At 60.2% G+C, this 19,952-nt stretch carries 10 protein-coding genes; 3 read left to right on the plus strand and 7 right to left on the minus strand.

Annotated elements, in window-relative coordinates:
* Position 1: 1 nt before the first annotated feature.
* Positions 2-1,660: an EF-hand domain-containing protein gene (locus U1A53_RS11425; RefSeq protein ID WP_322280986.1), complete on the plus strand. Its 1,659-nt coding sequence runs from the start codon at positions 2-4 to the stop codon at positions 1,658-1,660.
* A gap of 7 nt (positions 1,661-1,667) precedes the next feature.
* Positions 1,668-3,416, plus strand: coding sequence for an alpha/beta hydrolase fold domain-containing protein (locus tag U1A53_RS11430; RefSeq protein WP_322280988.1), 1,749 nt, complete (start codon positions 1,668-1,670; stop codon positions 3,414-3,416).
* A gap of 10 nt (positions 3,417-3,426) precedes the next feature.
* Here U1A53_RS11430 and U1A53_RS11435 read toward each other — a convergent pair whose 3' ends face one another.
* From U1A53_RS11435 to U1A53_RS11465, 7 genes are all read right to left on the minus strand, one after another.
* Positions 3,427-4,221, minus strand: a complete 795-nt coding sequence (locus U1A53_RS11435) for an outer membrane lipoprotein-sorting protein (protein WP_322280989.1) — start codon at positions 4,219-4,221, stop codon at positions 3,427-3,429.
* A gap of 19 nt (positions 4,222-4,240) precedes the next feature.
* Positions 4,241-5,356: an ABC transporter permease gene (locus U1A53_RS11440; RefSeq protein WP_322280991.1), complete on the minus strand. Its 1,116-nt coding sequence runs from the start codon at positions 5,354-5,356 to the stop codon at positions 4,241-4,243.
* 114 nt (positions 5,357-5,470) lie between these two features.
* Positions 5,471-6,175, minus strand: a complete 705-nt coding sequence (locus tag U1A53_RS11445) for an ABC transporter ATP-binding protein (RefSeq protein ID WP_322280993.1) — start codon at positions 6,173-6,175, stop codon at positions 5,471-5,473.
* A 22-nt stretch (positions 6,176-6,197) separates the two neighbouring features.
* Positions 6,198-7,607: an alpha/beta fold hydrolase gene (locus tag U1A53_RS11450; RefSeq protein ID WP_322280995.1), complete on the minus strand. Its 1,410-nt coding sequence runs from the start codon at positions 7,605-7,607 to the stop codon at positions 6,198-6,200.
* 170 nt (positions 7,608-7,777) lie between these two features.
* Positions 7,778-8,719 carry a fatty acid desaturase gene (locus tag U1A53_RS11455; protein WP_322280997.1) on the minus strand — a complete coding sequence of 314 codons (942 nt, stop codon included), beginning with the start codon at positions 8,717-8,719 and terminating at the stop codon, positions 7,778-7,780.
* 6 nt (positions 8,720-8,725) lie between these two features.
* A complete protein-coding gene (locus tag U1A53_RS11460) occupies positions 8,726-10,078 on the minus strand; it encodes a condensation domain-containing protein (protein ID WP_322280999.1) in 1,353 nt (450 codons plus the stop codon).
* Positions 10,075-17,796, minus strand: coding sequence for an SDR family NAD(P)-dependent oxidoreductase (locus U1A53_RS11465; RefSeq protein WP_322281000.1), 7,722 nt, complete (start codon positions 17,794-17,796; stop codon positions 10,075-10,077). Before U1A53_RS11465 ends, U1A53_RS11460 begins: the two co-directional genes overlap by 4 nt.
* A gap of 176 nt (positions 17,797-17,972) precedes the next feature.
* Here U1A53_RS11465 and asnB point away from each other — a divergent pair, with 176 nt between their 5' ends.
* On the plus strand, positions 17,973-19,925 hold the full coding sequence (gene asnB, locus U1A53_RS11470) for an asparagine synthase (glutamine-hydrolyzing) (RefSeq protein ID WP_322281002.1): 1,953 nt from the start codon (positions 17,973-17,975) through the stop codon (positions 19,923-19,925).
* The last annotated feature ends 27 nt before the right edge of the window (positions 19,926-19,952 follow it).

Below are 19,952 nucleotides of genomic sequence, written 5' to 3' on the forward strand. Positions count from 1 at the left end.
CATGAAGCGACTCGCCACCATTCTTTGCGCCATCTCCGTTTTCTGCAGTGGGTTTGCGTTCTCGGCCACTCCCACAGCCGTTGACGAACGCCTTCAACAATTGGTCACGCGTTTCCCTGCCGCCGACTTGAATCATGACGGCAAACTGTCCACCGACGAGTTTCGTCAGTTCAGGGGCGAAATGCAGAGTGGTGGCACGACTTCTTCAACACCTTCCACCATCGTTCCCGCCGAAACGCCCGCGCCCGCAGGCAAAGTGACCATCAAGCTCACGTCGGCGAACCCGGTGCCGATCAATCCGAAGATCTACGGCATCAATTGCGCGGAGATGTTCATCTTCGATCTGGTGCAGAAGCCGGAGTATCTCGCGGCGCTCGGCGAACTGCAGTTCAACACCTTCCTGTTTCCAGGCGGATCGTCGTATCATCATCCGACTGGCACCGGCGGCTTCAACATCAAGGAGGAAGAAATCGCACAGTCAAAGCACGGCAGTGATCACCGCATCAACAAGGTCGGCTCGCCCGACTTCTTCCTGCAATACCTCGGTTTCATGAAGCCGATGGGCGGCCATGCGGTGTTCATCCCGAACATCCCCAACGGCACGGTCGAAGAACTCGACTGGTATATGAAGAAGATGACGGACACACAGGTGCCGGTCGAAACGGTCGTGCTCGGCATGGAGGTGCAACTTGGTGCCTTCAGGTTCGAGAGCAGCGCCGACTACATCGCCAAGATCAAACCGATTATCGAGTTGCTCAAAGCGAAGTATCCGAAGGTACGCATCGTCGGCTGGAGCACGCCGGTCGGCAGAAAATCGGGCGTGCCCGAGTCCTTCCGGCAATGGAACCGGGATGTCGCCCAAGTCCCCGGCATTGATGACTTCGCGCAATACGGCTGGACGGAGTTCGCCAGTGCGGCGATGCGCAAACGCGGCAGCGGTGAAGTAAAGACTCCCGAGCAGCGACTCGGCGATTATGATGCGTTTGTGCAGAGCTTTCCTGAGAAGGAGATCAAGGCTTATGCGAATGATTGGGGAGCCGACAAAAAGATGTTCATGCTGCAATGGGGCACGCACGCGGATCGCAACACCGCCCTCGAAGGACTGCACTCGGTGAACTTCCTGTTCTTCATGACCGAATACAATGCGACGCACGACAACTACTTCGAAGTCGCGACATGGTCGGTGCCGTTGATGAGTGATCTCACCTCGGGCAAACGCAAAGGCAGTGGCGGTGGCGTGACCTACCAGCAGGACATCGCGCTGTGGTCGCCTTATCTCTATGCGAAGCCGCTCCGGCAGTTCTACAGCGGCGACAAATCACTGCTGACCGCTGCCGTTGTGGGTGTGGGTGTGGGTGTGGGGTGTGGGGTGTGGGGTGTGGAAAAACAAGGTGCGATGGAAGTTGTCAAGGCGCTCGCAAGTGCGGGACCAGACGGCAAAAAGTATCTCTGCATCCTCAATCGCGGGCTCGCCATCGCGTTGAATGCTATCACCGTGGATGGCAAGCCCCTCGCCTCGGATGCGAGCGTTCACATCGAGTCCGTCTCCGGCGACACGCTCACAACTACGGGTGGATCATTGAAGACCTTCGTCGGCGACAAGAGCGCGGCGTCCTTGTCCATCGAGCCATTCAGCGTCACGACGCTGACCTTGCCCTGAACAGACTATGATTTACCAAACCATTGCAGCAACTGTTGGCCTGGCGCTCTGCGCCATTGCCTGTTCACACGCAGAGGATGCGACCAAGCCAACGCCCGCGACGGCCGCAGCGCCAGACATCGCCTCACGCATGGCTGCGCGCGGAGCCAAGAAGAACAAAGGCGGCACCTTTGATCCGAAGACGTATCTCGCCGAACTTTCCGCCGAAGGCACGCAGCGTGGCTACCAAGAGTTTGCCTACAAGCAGACGCCGCAGGGTGAACTGCGCATCTATTTCAAGATGCCCGAGAGCTGGTCGGAGAACGACAAGCGCCCGGTCATGGTGTTCTTCTTCGGCGGCGGCTGGAGTGGCGGCAGCCCTTTTGTATGCGTCAGGGAGGCGGATCACTTCACTAAGAATGGCGTCGTGGTCGGACTCGCTGATTATCGCGCGTGCAATCGCCAGGGCACGATGCTCGACAAGTGCGCCGAAGACGCGCGCAGCGCCGTGCGCTGGGTGCGTGCCAACTGCGCCAAACTCGGCGCGGACCCAGCACGTCTCATCGTCGGCGGCGGCTCGGCGGGCGGACACATCGCGGCCTGCACCGCTGCCGCTGAAGCGCCGAGCAGTGACAGCGACGACCTGAGTGTTTCCTGCACGCCGAATGCGCTGCTGCTTTACTATCCTGTCGCCAGTCTCGTCGATGGCAGTCGCAGTTTCGCCTTCCAGCGCCTGCTCGGCGATGATCTCGCCAAAAAACTCTCGCCTGCGCAAAACGTCACCAAGCTGTGGCCGAAGACGGTGATGTTTTCCGGCACCGCCGACATTGAACTGGCCAACGGCATCTTGTTGCACAACCAGGCGAAGGCAGCGGACGTCACCTTTGAGATGTATCTCGCCGAGGGTCGCGGGCATGGCATTGCGCGGACCAAGCCGAGGGACTTCGCCTGGTTGAACTACGCGACGGATTTTTTCACGCGCATCGGCATCATCGACAAACAACCAGCTCCCGAGGTGCTCTCAGGCGATCTCAAGAAATACAACGGTGAGCCGGTCGAGAGCATCACCATCTCATCGGACACCAGCGCATCCAGACCACGACGCCAACGCGGCGTCGTTCCAGAGACGAAACCCACGCCCGCACCTGCCCCGATTCCAGAAAAGGCAAAGACCAGTGATGTGTCATCCACCAAACTCGAACTGACCCTCGGCAAGAAAGGCCAGTTGCTGCTCGAAGAGACCTTCGACGGCGACGCGCTCTCCCAAGGTTGGACTGGCAAGACTGGCGGACTCAGCGTCGCCGACGGCGTTTTGCATGCGAGCATGAAAAGCGAAGATGGGCGATTGGGCCTGTTCAACCGTGAGCAACCGATGCAGAACGCCGCCATCCAGATCGACTTCAAATTCGCCGGCGCACGCGGCATCAACATCAGTTGCAATCCGCCGCCGGGCGAGCTTAGCAAACATGGTCATCTGTTCTCGGTCATGATCACGCCGAGAATGTGGAACATCACCGAGCACAACGACAAGTCGGACCCGAATTCGCGCAGCAAGGCGCTGGCGTCCGCCGCAACGAACTTCGAGCAGGGCCAGTGGTACACGTTGTTGCTCGAAACCAAGGGCGCTGATGTCGTCGCGCGCATCGAGGGCAAGGAACCCCTGCGCGTTTCCAGCAGCGATTTCAGCGTCAAGAAGCCCGGCATCGAGTTCCGCGTCTCGGGTCGAGACAATGAAGAAGTCGTCTTTGACAACCTGCGGGCGTGGGAGCTGAACTAGCGTCGAATTGCTACTCCCCGGCGGAGCGCGGCGTGGTCACTTGCTTGAGAGCCTCGGCAGTGAATTCGGCGTCGGTGTAGCTCACATCGTGTTTGAGCTTGGAGCCATCGAGTTCTGTGACGGAGCCTTTTTGCGGGTCGCTCACGGTCAGACCGGTGGGGACGTGGCGGCCGCTGTCATCGGTGACGATACGGCCGCTGTCGATGCGGCGGGCGAGCTGGCCTGATGCGTTGTATTTTTCGATACGGAGCGGCACGAAACGGCGTGAGTCCACCCAACTGCGGACGCTTGCATAACTTAAGCGCTGGCCTTTGCCGGGTTTGGATTCGAGGATCTGGCAGCTCACGCGGTCCACGATTTCGGTGCCAATGATGGCCTGATTTTCCCAGGCGAAGAAGTTTTCGAGCACATCCGCATAGGTCAGGTCGCTGCCAAACAACGCCTCCTTCATCTGCGAGCTGTCGAGGGCACGCACCGTGGCGGGCGGCACGAAGATCGAGCCAGTGCCGGCTTGACTGCCTGTTTTGCGCAAAAGCACCGATTCTCCCAGCCGCTCTTTGGGCCAGAGGATCTGGTAAACGACCTCGGTGGCTGCTTTGGTGCGGCGTTGCTTGATCTGGAGTTGCAGCGAGACCTTCGTGGCTCCTTTCACCTCCAGTTTCAGGCGCACGAAGGACGCACCATCCTGCTGCAAGGCGCTGAGTTTGGCGGCAAGGTCGCTCGCGGACAGTGCAGGCGGGCTGTCGGCGGCGTGGGTCTGAAAAGCAGTGAGAGCGAAGACAAGCAGCGAGATAGAGGGTTTCATAGAAGGTGGGGGGTGAGGTTCAGCCCTGCATGGCAAGGCTGGGTGTCAGGCGTGAACTGCGCCAGGCAGGATAAAGGCCGCTGATCACGCCGACGCCGACGGCGATGGCCACGGAGAAGAACATGAGCTGTACGCTAAGATCGGGTTCCAACAGGCCGTGGATGGCCGGCAGTTTCTCCATCAACCGCACTCCCACGGAGCCGATGAGGACACCGGCAATGCCGCCGAGCAGACCGAGCAACGCCGATTCCCACAAGACCATGCGGATGATGCGGGCACGCTTCCAGCCGATGGCGAGCAGGATGCAGATCTCCTGCTTCCGCTCAAACACGGTCATGAGCATCGTGTTCATGACGCCGAGAACGCCGACGATCACCGCGAGCAGCGAGGTACCCCAGCTCATGGCGCTAATGATGCGATACGCCTGGCTGTTGCCCAGGTGCTCGCCCGCCACCATGGCGCGGGCTTCCGGGATGAGCGTGTTGATCTGCTCGCAGAGACGCCGTACCTCGTCCTCGCTCATACCTGGAGTGGCACGGAGGTCGATGACGTTGATCTTGCCCTCATTCCCCGACATTTCCTGAAACAACGGCAGAGACAGAATCACCGAGCCGTTCTCCACCATGGCGCCACCATCTACGATGCCGACAACGGACAATTCTTTGGCCTCGATCTGAATGGGATCGCCGACTTTTTTCTTGAGCACCTCCGCGGCCGTCTGGCCGAGGACGACCACGGGTTCCATCGCGTCCTTTGGCATTCTGCCGGAGATCAGTTTGAGGTTCTGCCATGAAAAGCCGCCCCACTCGCGGGCCGAGACGACCATCATCGAGGAATCTTCAATGCTCGTCAGATCGACAAAAATGACACAGGTGGCGGCGACCTGCGGGAGGCTGGCGATGCGGTCGCGCACGGTGGCGCTAAAGGGCTTCGGCGTGAGCGTGGCGCCCATGTTGCTGACCACCACATCGGTGCCGCGCGACTTCATCCCCGTCGCCCAGCTTTGCTCAAACCCTCGCGAGATGCCGACCAGCGCCACGACTGCGGCGATGCCGATGGAGATGCCGACAAGAGTGAGTCCGGTGCGAACAGGGCGTCGCAGCAGGCCGCGCACGACGATGGTGAGGAAGGTCATGATGGGACGAATTCCGAATGACGAATTCCGAATGACGAATGTGTGACCCAAGAGGGCACCATCATAGGCATCTCGGAGAACGCTGGGTTGCTTGGAGTTTGGTTCATTGGGATTTTATTCGTCATTCACAATCCGTCCATCCTTCATTTGGATCGTGCGTGAGGCCATGCGTGCGATGTTCAGATCATGCGTCACCAGCACCAAGGTCATGTCCTGCTCACGCTGGAGCCGGATGATGAGTTCCAGGATGTGCCCGGTGTTTTCGCTGTCGAGATTGCCCGTCGGTTCATCAGCGAGCAGCACCGACGGCCCATTGGCGAGGCTGCGGGCGATGGCGACTCGCTGCCTCTCTCCGCCGGAGAGTTTCGAGGGAAAGTGCTGCAAGCGATGCTCCAGACCGACGGACTTGAGCAGTTCGATGGCGCGATCATTCCGCTCCGAGGCCGAGATTTCCGTTTCAAACATCGGGATCTGTACATTCTCCAAGGCGGTGAAGGTCGGCAGCAGATGAAAGGACTGAAAAATGAAGCCAATTTCACGCGCACGGTAAGCCGAGAGATCAGGCAGATCAGGCAGCGAGCTGCCGCGATAGTGGAGGATGCCAGCACTGGGCACGTCGAGCGCGCCCAGCATCTGCAGCAGCGTCGTCTTGCCACAGCCGCTCGGGCCGATGACGGCGACGAATTCGCCTTGAGCGATTTGAAAGTCCACGCCACGCAGCGCCTGCACGCGACCGTCATCATATTCTTTTTTCAATCCCCTCGCCTCGAACACACATTCATGTGACACACAAAATTCGGACTGGGGGGGGGATTTCATGGTTGAAGGGGAAGGCGCGTGCTCATCGGGTGCCTTTCAAAATTTTCATCACCGCCTGCACCGTTCCTGGCTTCTCCAGGCATCCGTGTGGATAGGGCACGATGGTTTCGGATGCGGCTTCATCAAGATGCGCGCTCCAGTAGGGCACGATGCCGTCGCTGCCATTGCGGTAATCAACTTTGCCTCGAGTGGCAATGATGGAATGAAACGGGACACCAGCAGGGTGACGCGCCAGAGCGATGAAGTAAGGGTGCTTGGTGGCAAGGTTCTCGGTTCCCTCCACGCCCCAGTCATGAAATGAGCGCAAGGTCGGATGGATGAAGACGGCAGGCAGTTTCGTGAGTGCTTTCAAGCGCTGCCGTGCTGTCTTTGGCAGGAAGAGGATGAGCTTCACCAGAGTTCGCAAAATGCCATTGTTGGCAAGGACACTGCCCTGGTGCGGCGTGCTGATGAACACAACGGTCTTGATATTGGTCTGGCGTTCGAAGAACAAGCCTTCCTTCAGCATGCGTTGGGTCTTGGCATCGATCTGGCCTGCCATTTTTTCTGGCGAAGCGGTGAAGAAGGATCGCCAAAAATCGCTGTCGGAATCAATGACCTGCATGCGCGTCAGCAATCCGCCCATGCTGTGCCCCACCAGCACCATGCGGCCAAATCCTGCATCATGATGACCTGGATCGAGCCGGTCTCGTGAAGCTTTGAGAAGCTCACGCAAACGCGCGGCCGATGCCGGAATGGACAGCTTGGATGGATAAACGAAACACGCCGGCTGGTAGCGGCGGCGGAGTTTAGGGTCGGCGAACAGCTCGTTGACGGCGTTTTTCCACACACTCGGCCCCGAGCGCATGCCATGCACGAACACGACCGGCACTTTGGTGCTGTCGTAGCGGTTGAGGAAGAATAACTGTGACTCATCCTCGCCAGACGCTGACGGGCTCAGCTTGTCGGGCCCGTTCTCGTCGAGGGTCGAATCGGTCAAAGAAAACTGCAGCGCGGCGGTGAGGTTCTCCGCCAGTGGCTGGGAATGCCGTCCCATTTTTAGCTCTGACACAACCAGGGGATTATAAAAACGCAGTCTCGCCTCGGCAGGCTGACCCGGAGCGGCGGCAGGAAATTCCAACACCGCAGTCGCCGGTAGAAACTCGCCGTTTGGAGGATGAAAAGGCCCGGCTACGCGGCGCGGATCATTTTGTGCCATCACCACCGGAACACCAAGTCCGTCATGCGCGACCGCGCGGTCAAACCCGTGCAGTTTCACCTCAGCGGCAAGCCGGCAATGAGCGAACTCCGACAGTGCCAATGTCCGTGCTGAACCAGTGCGGTGCGGAACATCGAATGTCAGCCGCCATGGCCGTGCTCCGTCCAACTGAATCTCCTTGGCCCATGCGTCTGCTCCTTCGTTGTTGCGGAGCGACTTCACCACGGCTGCCACGGCGCGATCATACTTCTTCAAGGCTTTTTGCACGGTCACGGTACCGGGCGGTTCCATCTGCATGACCTGCCACGCTTGCCGGGCCTGCTCCAAACGTGCCGTCTTCAGCCCCTGGCACGCCGGGAAAACGGTGATGAGCACGCTGATGAAGATGACATGGCGCATTGGCTTCATGATTGGAGACGAGACGTGTGCCAGTGAGCGCCCACGCGCGGATCGGCAAGACTGCGAAGCATGTCGAGCATCGCATGGCGATAGCTTGGAAAGGGCGGCCGTTCCTCGGGGCTCACTGGCAGCAGTTCTGCCGCTCGCTGGGGCAGTTCCGCATGCGAAAGCCCGACATGCAGATGATGCACGCCATGAAACGGCTCATGCAGCAGCGTGAAAGCCACCACTCGGCCCCACCATCCCTCCGAAACGATGTTCCGTGTCGCGCTGTTCACCGTGCCGCCCGTCAAACCCACATGCTCGATATATTTGCGCCACGTTTGCAGGTTTGCGGCCACAGCGGCAGGGACCAGATACATCCACACAAAATAGCGCCACACTTCCGCATACGCCACCGCCGCGACAATGCCGATCCATACCACCACCATCAGTGTCAGCTCCATCCAGATGCGACGCCGCACCTTTTTGCTCCGAATCGGCGAACCTGCACGCAGGAACGACCGCAGAAACAAAAACGGCGTAAAAAACAAGCCCAGCGTGAGTTCGAGCACCGCTGCGAGCACTCGTGCCCAGCGTGGCTTTTCTGTGAACACAAATGGCCACAGCTCCTCATCCCGCTCCGTGGCAAAGTAGGCGTGATGCGTTTGATGCGCCGCACGGTAAAGACTGAAGCTCATGAAGCTGAACACACCCAGCAGCACGCCATCAAACTCATTGAAACGCCGGTTTCGCCTCAGCAGCCCGTGCGTCGCCTCATGAAACCCCACCGCCGCTCCATGCATGAGATGACTGGCGAGCAAGACCAGCGGAATCACCACCCAGAGCGATGCATCGCGATACAGGGCTGCGGCCAGGCCAATCTCGGTGAACAGAAAGAGAAAGACCACGATTTGAAACGCCGAACGGCTGACCCAATGAGGTTCGATGGATGACGAGGTGTTCATCGAGGGTTAAGTGAAAAGACGGCTGTCTGGCGAGCTGCAGACGGCGGTGAGGACGGTGAGAAAGAGGCGATGAAGATCCTCGATCTCAGATTGAGAAAAGCGGCTCCAGCGGAACAACCAGACAACTTCCAGGCCATCACCTTCCTCAGTGATTTCACAGGCGAGATCGAAGCGCGGCGTGCCGGTGGCGCGAATCTTGAGCTGGACCGAAAAGCCCGCCACCGCGAGATCCGGCACAGGCTGGTTTTGCAACGCGAAACGCACTTCATAGATGGGATTGCGGCCCGGCATTCGCGGTGGATCGAGTGCGCTCACGAGTTCGGCAAAGGGCATGGCATTGGCAAAGCAATCCATCGTCGTTTGATGCACGGAGCGGAGGCTGTCGGAGAATGTGCGGCTGTCATCCACCTGCCCGCGCAAGGGCACGATGCTGGAGAAGTAGCCCATCGTCTCGCGCACTTCCTGGCGTGCGCGATTCGCCACCGGCGTGCCCACCACGATATCCGCCACGCCGGTCCATCGCGACAGAGTGATCTGAAAGGCCGCGAGCAAGGTGCTGAACAGCGTGGCGCTGGTGCGCCGTGCCAAATCACGCACCGCCAGACCCAGCTCGGCAGACACACCGGCAATGCGCCGCTGCAATTGATCCGACTCATCCAGCGCATCTGCGCGATCATCCCAAAGCCGCGTGGAACCAGCGAGATGCGTTTTCCAAAACGCCGCTCGTTGCTCCAGCAGCGCAGGCTGCCACAAAGCACGCTCAGCAGCGCCCCAGGCCATGTAGGACTGCGGCACAGGCGGCAGTCCGCCGCTCGCGCCTAACAGCACCTGCGCATAAGCCGCATATAAATCCTGCACCAAGACGCCGAGCGACCAGCCATCCGCAATCGCATGATGAATCGCCACGACGAGCACATGATCCGTCGGTGAGCGTCGCAGCACCTCCACGCGATACAGTGGTCCCTGCACAAGATCGAAGGGCGCATCGAACGTTTCACGCGCTGCTGCATCCATGGCCTCAGAACTCGATGATGACGATGCCAGATCACGAAACCGCATCACCGGCTCGCTCTGCACCTGGATCATCTGCACCGCCCGGTCTTTGCTCGGCAGGAATGAAAGCCGCAGCACCTCATGACGGTTCACTACGCGCTGCATCGCGGCCGTGCAGTCCTGCGCGGTGATCGCACCTTTGATCTCGATGAGGCAGCAGATCGTGTTGGTTTTGTCCGAGACCGGCACGGGCGACGTTTCCCACAGCTCGCGCTGCGGAAAGGTCAGCGGATGCAGCGCCGCCTTGCCGCTGTCCAGCCAGCGTTTCAGCCGCGTTCGCTTGTCCTCGGCTATCGGGGGGCTCACGCGCGCACCTCCAGCAAGGCTGCCTCCTCGGCATGAATGGGGCGGTCCACAGGGGTGTCGGCACCGAGCAACTGATCCAAGTCCTCGTCGGAAATCGCATCGAGATCCACATCTTCAGCCGCCGCTGGTTCCACAACGATCACTGCGGGAACAGGCGTGGCACCTTTGGCCGCGCCCATGTGCTCGGCGATCAAGGTCGCGATCTGGCCGATGGTGCGGGCGCGCATCAGGCTGGCGGGCGGCAAAGCGACGCCGATGGAGCTTTCGATGGAGTTTTCGATTTCGACGGCCATCAGCGAATCGAGGCCGAGGTCGGTGAGAGGCTGGTCAAAGCGGAGGCCTTCGGGTTTCACACGCAAGACGGAACCCACGACATCGCGCACGGCCTGGCCGATGACTTCGGTGCGATCTGCGGGCGCGGCGGACTCGATCTTGAGCCGCCAGTCGCTTTTGGCACCGCTTGTTTCCGGTGCATCAACACCAGCGGCGTAGATGCGCTCCAGCAGCGGGCTTTCCTGGCCGCCACGGTAGGATTGACGCCACTTCGACCAGTCCACACGCATCGCCAGCGCTTGCGTGGCTCCGGCATTCAGGAAGGACTCCACCAGCACGACGACTTCGCCGGGTGACAGCGGCGTGGTGCCGTGCAGGGCCAGATATTCGGCCACGCGTTCGTTGCGGGCCACATAGCCTTCGCCTCCGAGCGCGCCCCAGTTGATCGCGAGCGCAGGCAGGCCGATGGCTTGACGATGATGTGCGAGCGCATCGAGGAAGGCGTTCGCGGCGGCATAGTTGGCCTGCGCGGAGTTGCCAAAGACACTCGCCAGGGAGGAGAACATCACGAAGCAGTCCAAGTCCATGCCCAGCGTGCCTTCATGCAGCAACCAGGCGCCATGTGCTTTCGGCGCGATCACCTTGATCATGCGATCACGAGTGAGCGCTGCCATGGGCGCGTCATCAATGGCCATGGCGAGATGAAACACACCTCTCAAAGGGATACCGAGTGATGAAATATCTCCCAGCAGACGCTTCACGTCGGCCTGTGATCCAGCATCGGCCTTCACGACTTCCACATCGACGCCGCGAGCACGCAGCTTGATCAGGAAGGCTTCCGCCGCAGGTGTGGCAGCGCCGTTGCGGCTGGTGAGCACGAGATGTTTGGCACCACAGTCTGCAAGCCATTCGGCCAGCACTTTGCCAAAGCCGCCAAAAGCACCGGTGATCAGGTAAGTGCCATCCGGCTTTACTTCAAACGCGGGAACCAGAGGTTCGCCATGCCTTGCCACAAAAGGCTCGGGGAAGGACACGATGACTTTGCCGGTGTGTTTGCCCTGCGCCATCAGGCGGAAGGCGGAGTCGATTCGGCAGGCTGGGAACGAGCGGAACGGCAGCGGTTGCAGCGCCTTTTGTTCGACCAATTCAGCAATGGTTTCCAAGATCTGGCGCGTGCGCTTTTCATCGCCACTGAAGATCGCGTCCATCGCGACGACATGGAAAGAAGCGTTCTTCCGCAAGGGCCAGAGCGGGATGCGGCTGTTTTGATAGATGTCGCGCTTGCCAATCTCGATGAATCGCCCGAATTGTGCGAGGCATGAGAGACCCATTGGGATGGCTTCGGCGGCGAGCGCGTTCAGCACCACATCCACACCTTTGCCATCGGTGATTTCCATCACGGCTTCCGCAAAGTCAGCGCGACGCGAATCAATGACGTGCTTCACGCCGAGGACGGTGAGCAGCGAGCGCTTGGCCGCACTGCCCGCACTGGCGATGACTTCCGCGCCGAGATGATGCGCGATTTGAATCGCCGCCATGCCCACGCCGCCTGCGCCTGCATGAACGAGCACACGCTCGCCCGGCTGCAACTGCGCCACAGTTTTCAAAGCATGCCAGGAGGTCATGAAGACCACAGGCAGCGTCGCTGCTTCTTCAAACGACAAGCCGTCTGGGATGAGGCGCACATCACCAGCCCGTGCCATTGAGTCCGTGGCAAGGCCGAAGACTGCGAGGCCAAACACGCGGTCACCGGCCTTCACATGCGTGACGCCAGCGCCGACAGTTTTCACCACGCCGGCCACTTCATCGCCAAAGATGCGCGCATCGGCTGTCTCGGCGGGATAAAGTGCGAGCGCCTTGAGCACATCGCGGAAGTTCATGCCTGCGGCCTTCACTTCAATCACCACCTCGCCTGCGCCACAAGGCGGCAGTGCGAAGGGAACAAGACGCAACGCATCAAGCAGCCCGCGCTCACGGGATTCGAGCCTCAGCGGCACGTTGCGATCCAAAACCTGCTCTCTTGGCTCCAAGCCGCGAGTGACGCGCCTCACATAACGTGCCTCGCCACGGAAGGCGATTTCGCGCTCGGCGTCTTCTTGAAGCAGTTCGTTCCAAACCAGCGCGTTGTCGGTGGCTGAGGCCTCAGAGGGCAGATCAATACCACGGCAGGTGAAGTTGTTGTGCTCGTTGGCGATCACTCGCATCAGGCCGATGGATGGAGCTTGTGCCAGGGCGATGGAATGATCACGTCCGATGGCTTGTGCGCCGCGTGTGATGACATCCAGGTGCAGTTTGGCGGTTGGATGAATGATTTCGATTGCCTGAGTCAGATGGAATAAACCATCGGTGCCGAGCATGTCTGCACTCGGATCGGTTTCATCGAGACTCCACAGGAAGACAAAGCGCTCAGGGGCTTCATCGGCGCAGGCTAGCAGCAGGTGCTTCCAATCTTCGGGTGCTTCGGCCCGTAGGGTGAATGCATCCACTCCTTCTGATTTGAAGGCAGTGCCACGATGTGCGATGCGGCAGCGCACACCACTGAGGCGGAGTTGCGTGGCGAGGTTTTCGCCAAGACCGGACGAATCAGCGAAGACGAGCCAGGACTTCTCGGCAGGTGCTTCGACAATAGCTGGCGCAATCGCGGCTGGCTGACTCCATGGCTTGCGGGCCATGAGGCCGATGAGGCTTTCGCCGCCTTGGGAGCGGATCAGACCCGAGAGTGATGCGGTTTCGCTGAAACCGGTTTCACTGAGCACTTTCTGCCATTGCTCGCGCTCCAGCAGCGGATGATGCGGACGCAGATCGCGATCCGTGAAGCGCCACCAGCCGCTGGTGAGGCCGAAGACGGCGTTCAGCCACAAATGAGGCGTGGCGACATCGACAAAGAGCAAGCTGCCGCCGGGAGCGAGGAGGTGATTGATATTGCGCAGCGCATAGCGCACGTCGCTGACGGCATGGATGACGTTGGTGCCGAGAATGATGTCGAAGGAGCCGAGATCGAATTCCTGCTCGTTGCCGAGTTTTTCGAGATCGAAGGTATGAAACTCGACTTCGGGATAAGCGGCCAGCTTTTGACGCGCAGCGGGAAAGAAGGCTGCGGAAACATCACTAAAGATATACGAATGCACGCCACGCTCGATGAGCGGTAGCACCTGTGAAGCAAGGCCGCCAGTGCCTGCGCCGATCTCCAGAATGCGCAGGCCGCGTCCTTCAGGAAGCTGACGCGCAGCCTCCGCCACCGCGCTACCGATGGCGGCTAGCCAGGGACTTGTGACGAGGCCATCGCCATAGAATTGATCGAGCAAATCAGCGCCACCGCTGGTGAACAAGACCTGCACAGCCTCTTTTTCCCCGCGCATGATGGGGCCGAGGTCCGCGCAGGTGGCACCACAGAGCAAGGCCTCCGGCAGATGGCCTGGATACTTGCCGAGGCTCTCGCTAAGCAGTTGAGACGCGCTGTCTGCTGCTTCGGTGAACTCGGGCGTGGTTTGATAGCCACCTTGCTCCTTCGTGAGCAGATTCAATGACACCAAGTTGTCTGCCAGTTGCTCAAACGATCGACGCATGGACTCTGCCACGCTCAGTGACTCGGCGGTGAAGATTTCATCCTCGGTGCAGCCAGCGCCCATGTCTCGCAGGCCGCTCGCGACTTGTGCGGCGGTAAGTTTGTCGCCTGCGGCACTGGCGGCATCCAGATTGCCACGTCCGCGCATGTCGAGCACTTCATCCAGCGCTTGCTGCGCCACATCATGCAGTCGGGTCAAGGCCACGGGAGCAGGTGAAGCGGCTCGTGGACTCGTGGGACGTTTTTCCCAAGCCACATGGTAAGTCACATCGCGGCCTTTGCCGGTTTTGCCCGTGCGCTTGGCTCCTTCCACGCTGATGGCGCGGAAGCCGTCGATGCGCACGCAGGGCTTGCCGGATTCGTCAAAGAGTTCGATGCCGCCTTCGACGAACTCATCGTTGGCCTGCTTCACACCGGCACGCACGAGACTGGATGCCCCTGGCGAACGCAGGAACAAGATGCGGGCAAAACGCACGGGGAGTCGAAGTCCAGCCGTGCGGCCTTCAATCGTTGCGGCACCAGCGGAGAAGATTTGCAGCGCGCCATCAAAGAGCACGGGATGCAGCGGATACTCGGCCGCACGCGGTGCAATCGCAGCGCCCAACGATACGCGACCTGAGGACTTGCCAGTGCCCGCCGACAACTCGCGAATGGGTCGGAACTCCTCGCCGTAGCGCAGGCCCATGTCGGCCATGTGACCGTAGAAGGTATCGAGGCCGACGTTTGGCAAAGTGGATGCCTCCCAAGCCGACGTGGAGAAGGATGACTCGGTGCGCTCGCCGCGCATCGAGCCCACGACATGCGTGGACCATGAGGCTCCGCTTTCAAATTTGCTCTGAATCGAGAACGTGCGCTCCTCGAGATCATACGTCAGCTCCAGCAGCAGGCCGGACGGCGGATCGGGCAGGATGAGCGGCTTGCGAATCTCGAAGTCTTCGATGACGAAGGCTTTGCCCTCAAACAACTGCACACCGGCTTCGAGCACCATCTCGACAAAGCCTGCGGCTGGAAAGATGATGAGGTTTTCGACACGATGATCTTTCAGGAAGGCCATGTGGCGGTTGTCCAGCCGCGTGATCCACGTCGGTGTGGCGCGTGACAACCGCACATCGAGCAGCCCGCGACCACCGGGGGCCAGACGGCCTTCGCGCGTGTCGCTGGACTCATTCCACCAGCGGCTCTTGTCCCATGCATAGGCGGGCAGATCCAAATGCCGCCGCGATGGCGTGAGCGCGGTGAAATCGAGCACCACACCGGCAAGATGCAGGTCCATCGCCGTTTCGAGCAAAGACTCGTGTTCACGTTCGCGCCGTGTTGAGGCCATGATGGCGGTCTTCGCGCCACTTTCCGCGAGGCATTCCTGAATCGAACGCACCAAGGCAGGATGCGCGCCGATTTCCAGCCAGGCAGCGACACCAAATTCCGATAGTGCGCCAATCGCTGAGGCAAACTCGACGGGCTGCCGCACGCCGCGTGACCAGTGGTTCGCATTGCAAGACGCTCCATCGAGACGCTGACCCGTGACGGTGCTGAAGAACGGAATCGTTTCGGCGTGTGGTGTGAGTTGGCCCAGCGCCGCTTTCAACTCATCGGCGGCGGGCTGCATCATCGCATGATGGAAGGGATGACTCACCTGCAGGAAGCGTGCGAAAATGCCCTGCGACTCCAATTCGGCGGCGATGACCTCCAGAGAAGTCTTCAATCCCGACAGCGTGAGTGAACGCGGGCCGTTGAACGCGGCGATGCTCACCGTGTGATCATGCCGGGCGATGAGCGCCCGCGCCTCATCCGCGTTCAAGCCGACGGCGAGCATGGTGCCACCCGCCGCTGAGCATTCATCCATGAAACGCCCGCGATACACGATGATCTTTGCGGCTTGATCGAGCGTCAGAATGCCTGCCACACAGGCAGCCGCCACTTCACCCACACTGTGGCCCACGACTGCGGCGGGCTGAATGCCCCATGACTGCCAGAGCGCCGCGAGCGCCATCTGCATGGCGAAGATCGCAGGTTGCGAGATCTCGGTGCGCTGCATCTTCGACTCGGCTTCGGGTAGATCCAGTTCTTCCAGCAGTGAGAACTTGGCCCATGGACGCATGGCCTTGTCACAGGCCTCTATCATGCGTTTGAAGACCGGCTCATGCTGCATGAGTTCGCGGCCCATGCCCTGCCACTGCGGGCCTTGGCCGCTCATGACAAAGACAACACGCGCAGCCTGTTCGCGGCGCGGCGTGAAGGCGGTGCGCATGCGTGGACCGGGTTGTCCGGTCGAGAAGGCGCTGAGTTCCTGCACCATCTCGCCAATCGTGCGCGCCGTGAGCGCGAGGCGATGCGAGTGATGGTTGCGCCGAGCGCCGAGCATGTAGGTGAGGTCCGGCAGCAGCGGCGAGCTGCCATTCAGCTTTGAATGATCATCCAGCCACACGCTCAACTGCCATGCCGCGGCCCGCAGCGCCTCCTCCGAACGTGCGGAGAGTGTTAAAGGCCATGCGCGACCTGTGTCAGCGTTCACATGCGCCCGCGGCACCTGTTTTGGTGCCTCCGACAGGATCACATGCGCATTGGAACCGCCAAAGCCGAAGGAATTGACGCCAGCAAGACGAAGATCGCCCGTTTTCGCAAATGCTTCACTCACCACCGGCACGCGCAGCTTCAGTGCCGTGAAATCAATGTTCGGATTCGGTGTTTCAAAATGCAGGCTGGCCGGTATCCGTCCATGCTTGAGCACCAGCGCAGCCTTGACCAGTCCGGCCACACCGGATGCCGTTTCCAAGTGGCCAAGATTAGTCTTCACCGAGCCAATGACCAGCGGAGCATCCGCCGTGCGGTTGGCACACAATGCCTCAGCTAGCGCATGAGCTTCGATGGGATCTCCCACCGCCGTGCCCGTGCCATGTGCTTCGACATAGTCAATTTGTGACGGTGTAATTCCGGCGACCGCGCAGGCATCGCGCACGAGCTGCGCCTGGGCTTCAGGACTTGGCAGCGAGATGCCATTCGTGTGACCATCCGAGTTCACCGCCGAGCCGATGATCACCGCATGGATCGGATCACCATCGGCGATGGCATCCGAGAGCCGTTTCATGAGCACCATCCCCGCGCCTTCACCGCGCACGAAGCCATTCGCCGAGGCATCGAAGGCCTTGCACTTGCCTTCGGGTGACAGCATCCCGGCTTGCGAAAAACCGATGAAGCCATCCGGCGTGATCATCACGGTGACACCTCCGGCCATCGCCGTTTTGCAACGCCCCGCCAGAATGTGCTCGCAGGCGACATGCACCGCCGTCAGCGCGGATGAACACGCTGTGTCCATCGCGATGCTCGGACCGGTCAGATTCAAACAATAGGAAATACGGTTCGCCGCGATGCTGTGTGCGCTGCCCGTGGGTGTGTGCGCGCTGATGCCCGCACGATCCGTGGCGGTGTGCTGCAAGCCCTGATAGTCATTGTGCGAGATGCCGACGAACACGCCGATGTCGGTGCCTTTGTCGAGATCGAGCACCAAACCGGCATTTTCGATCGCTTCATATGCCGTTTCGAGCAGCAGACGTTGCTGGGGATCAATGTAAGGCGCCTCACGCGGCGAGATGCCAAAGAACTGCGGATCAAACTGGTCAATCCCTTCGATAAAGCCGCCGCGTTTGGCGACGGTCTTGCCCACCAGCCCCGGCTCCGCATCATAAAAGCGCTCCACATTCCAGCGATCCGCTGGCACGTCGCATACCCCCTCACGGCCTTCCTCGAGCAGCTTCCAGAACGACTCCGCGTCATTCACCCCACCAGGGAAGCGACAGCCGATCCCGATGATGGCGATGCCCTCCTTGTTCGTGATTGGCGTTGCAGGCGAGGGCGGCGGAGCGGAATGTTCGAGTGTAGGCATGTTTGATATGGGAAAGAGTTCACGGCTCCGCTGCATGAGTCCGTCTTCGCCACCTCGATTGAGGTGGTTGTGTGTTCCTTAAATACCTGACGCGCCCTTGGATCGCTATGGGGTGAAACCCTACCTTGCCAGATAACGATTGATTGTGACCACCGAACCGAACGATAGCAGACCGCATGTGTGGCATAGCTGGCGTGATGGACCTGGCCGGTAGGCGAACGGTGTCCGAAGGTGTGGTCGAACGGATGGCGCGGGCGCTGATTCATCGCGGGCCGGATGAGGAGGGCTTCCTGCATCGCCCGGGGGTGGCGCTGGCTTCGCGACGGTTGAGTGTCGTCGGTCTGGCGGATGGACAGCAGCCGATGTGCAATGAGGACCAGAGCGCGTTCACGGTCTTCAATGGCGAGTTCTTTGATTTTCCGGAGAAGCGGGCGGAGCTGGTCGGACGCGGGCATCATCTGCACACGCACTGCGACACAGAGATCATCCCGCATCTGTGGGAGGAGAGCCGTGAAGGCATGTTTGAGCGGATGCGCGGTCAGTTTGCGGTAGCCTTGTATGATGTGCATCGACATCAGCTCACGCTGGGTCGGGACCGTTTCGGCATTTCGCCACTCTATTGGACACGGCAGGGTGACTGGCTGCTGTTTGCTTCCGAGATCAAAGGACTGCTGGCATCAGGCATGGTGACGGCGAAGGCGGATCTGCACGGTCTCGATCACATCTTCACCTTTGGAGCGATGCCTGGACCGACGACGTGTTTTGAAGGTGTGCGGCTGTTGCCTGCGGGGCATTATTTGCAAATCACACCGGGGGATGTGGAGCCGATCAAGGAGCGCGCCTACTGGACGATGGATTTCCCGAATCAGGGCGATGAAGACCCTCAAGCCGATCCGCGCAAGCTGGTGGATGAGTTTGAAGACATCCTGCTCAAGGCCGTGGACAAGCGGCTGCGCGCGGATGTGCCGGTGGGTGCGTATCTCTCGGGCGGACTGGACTCTAGCATGATCGTGGCGATAGCCTGCAAGCTCAAAGGCACCGCCATCAACACCTACACGATCCGCGTGGACGATCCGAAGCTCGATGAGCTCAGTGCGGCGAATAACACGGCCAAACACATCGGCACGAAGGCACCCATCGTGCAGGAATTTCGCGCCAGCGATGCGCTGGACATGTATCCGCAATTGATCCAGGCCGCCGAGGCACCGGTGATAGACACCTCATGCGCGGCCTTGCTCATGCTGGCGAAGCGCGTGCATGCCTGCGGACAAAAAGTGGTGCTTACGGGCGAAGGCGCGGACGAATGGCTGGCGGGTTATCCTTGGTACAAGATCGCGAAGATCTTCGGTGCGATGGATGTCATTCCGGGCCTGCGATTGAGCGACAAGGTGCGCCGTGCCTTTCTCCGTATCAGCAAAGTGCCGCACTACCCTGCCACGAGCCGGGAGATGTGGGAAGATGCCGTCGGTGGCCCGAATGCGTGGATCGACAGCTATGGCGTGCTAGCGCTCTCCAAGCTGCGCTTCTATGGCGAGCCGATGCGCGAGGTGCTGGAGCAAGCGCGACCTTGGAATGATCTCGGGATGAACCTGGATCGTGCGAAGCACTGGAGTCCGCTGAACCGTGGCCTGTGGGTCGGTGCGCGGGTCACGCTGGCCGGGCATTTGCTGCAAGCGAAGGGAGATCGCGTGGCGATGCACTCCTCGGTGGAGGTGCGCTATCCGTTTCTCGATGAAGACGTGTTCGACTTCACAGCGAAACTGCATCCGCGCTGGAAGCTGAACGGCTTTCGCGACAAGCACCTGCTGCGTCTCGTCGCCGAGCGCTGGCTGCCCAAAGAGATCGCACGGCGGCACAAGGTCATCTTCCGTGCGCCGCTGGACAGCTTTCACATCGATCCTGAGCCGAAGTTTGTCAGCGAACTGCTCAGCGAAGAATCCCTTCGCCGCACCGGCTACTTCGATGTCGCTCAGGCGCGGCATTGGCGGAAGGCGTTTCGTGGAATGCGAGTCGGATCGCTGCCACGACTTTCGGTGGAGATGGGCCTCGCGGCGGTGGTGGCGACGCAGCTTTGGCATCACACGTTCATTGATGGATCGCTAGCGGATTTGCCGACTTCGGTGGGATAAATGGGTTCAGAGAACGAGTGAAAAACT

Source organism: Prosthecobacter sp., assembly GCF_034366625.1.
GTDB lineage: Bacteria > Verrucomicrobiota > Verrucomicrobiia > Verrucomicrobiales > Verrucomicrobiaceae > Prosthecobacter.